Annotated in this window: 1 protein-coding gene; it reads right to left on the bottom strand. The window is 44.1% G+C overall.

The genetic code is table 11. From position 1 onward, the window contains the following. Positions 1 to 191 precede the first annotated feature (191 nt). A complete protein-coding gene (locus B1A98_RS19900) occupies positions 192 to 1,871 on the bottom strand; it encodes an IS1634 family transposase (protein ID WP_063385347.1) in 1,680 nt (559 codons plus the stop codon). Positions 1,872 to 1,983: the final 112 nt, after the last annotated feature.

Raw genomic sequence — 1,983 nt, forward strand, 5'->3', positions numbered from 1 at the left:
CTGACTTTCCGCATGTCAAAAAAATACAATTTTGATTTTTTGTTTTTTGAAAAACAGGTATCAAAGACAAGCGATTTTTATGTGATTTTTTCCAAAATAAAGGGGGCAAGTCCGCTTTTACCACTCTTTTTACTCGGAAAAAGAGTGGTGGTGATCCAAAAAATGGATTATCTTTTTTGAAAAATGGTCTTCTATCGAATATGTTGTTCCATCTCGATGATCGGCGTGATCAAAATCTCTAAATCAAAGCCGGCCCACTCTACGGCATGGTGAATTTGCGGACGTGTGGGTTCTGCAATATAACGATCGTTGCCGATCGCCATTGTCATCAGACGGTCCAATGTTTCGACAATTGCTTTGACGGATGGCGTTTTCGTTTTTTTATTGCCGGGCGCAATCCAGTCCTCCTGGCGTTCTGCTAATGAGCGTCGGACACGGTACTCCAAATACGACAAAAGTAAGAGAACGAGGTAAAACACGTAACTCAACGCCATCACACGTGTCGGATTTTTCAAGTAGACGCGATCAAAGACCATCGGATCTTTTAAGAGACGAAACCGCGTTTCCACCCGACTTTGCTTCTTGTAAAGAAGCAGCTTTTCTTCGGCTGAGTGCGTCATATCCGGGCTGCTGATTAACACAAAACAAGAAGCCATGTGACGTTCTCTTTCTGCGAAAGCAGGGTGAATCGCCAGGTCGCTAAAGGACAAAGCGTATGTCGTCATTTCTTCTGCGACACGGTCTTTTTTTGGACGGCCTGGTCCAGTATGAGAAAGTGTTTTGACAGATGTGACAGCGCCTTTCACATCAAATCCTTGTTCGTAGATGGCACGAATACTTTCATCTAAAGCAGTACGTGCATCTGCTTCGCAACTAAATAGCGTCTTTTCTTTCTTTTTCAGTTCTTTCATGAGCTTTTTTTGCATCTTTGCCCAGTTTTTTTGCAACGTACCTTCTTTTTTCGTTGCTAATTCCTTGGACCATACAACGGTGAGTGGATACATCGTTTTTCGTTGAGCGCATGGTGCTCCGAAAGTTGTGTACAAGCGGTATTCCTTTTCATTTGGTGTTTGAAACGCGATCCATTCCGTTGACCGCATGGCTTCTTCTTTGGCCGACTCTGTTACACTGAATGTATCAGGTATCCGGGAAAGAAATTGGATCTGCTTCTGTTCCATAGCCGCAAGGTTGTCTTTTGTAATCAAACTGCTGTCGAGCACAAAAGGTGCTCGCTGTCCGTTTTCTTCGAAAACCTGACTCATCTTTTGAATCGCTTGTATGCTCCATTTTTGATCAGAAACATTGCCGGAAAAGACTTGTGCAAACAATGGAAGTCCCTTTTGCTGGACACCTAATCCGATTTTCAGTTGTTTCAGATCCGGCCGGTGATCTTTGCTGTACCCATGGGCAAGCACAAAGGAATCGTCTGCGGGTTGATCATATACGCCCTGAACAGATTTTGACGTGGTATCCGCGTGGATCACTTGAATGTCTTCTTCGTGCTTCAGAAGAAGTTGCACGGAGATGTCCATGCACAATTGTTCTAAATCAAGATCCGCCAACTTGTCTAAGGCACGTCCGTAGGCGTCATCATTCAATTGATCCGGCGTGATCGATGTGCCGCGAAAAAGCAATTCCCAGTCCTGGTCCCGCCAGTATTCCTGTAAGCGCACAAGCGGAATTGTGCCGTGTGTAGACATGATGGCGGCAACTAAGCTTTCGATTAAAAAACCGGGAGACACCTTGGTATTGTCTTCCCTCCACTGCACTCTTTGATCAATGGTTTCTTGAATATGAGCAAGCCGGGCCATGGCGAAGCTGATTGGCAGCGCACCGGCATGAATAGGTTTGATCATCTGTTGTGAATTCATAGAAGTCGTCCTTTCTCAAAAACGTATCATGATTTATCATTTGTATTCGAGAAAAGAAAATGGACTCCTTCTTAAATTCCTAATTGTAAAAATTAGACATGCGGAAAGTCAG

Origin of the sequence: Pseudobacillus badius (assembly GCF_002189605.1) — a bacterium.
GTDB classification, from domain to species: domain Bacteria; phylum Bacillota; class Bacilli; order Bacillales; family Domibacillaceae; genus Pseudobacillus; species Pseudobacillus badius.

What these genes read in the sequence shown, in the direction of transcription:
- B1A98_RS19900 (WP_063385347.1), bottom strand. Translation starts at nt 1,871, where the DNA reads ATGAATTCACAACAGATGATCAAACCTATTCATGCCGGTGCGCTGCCA.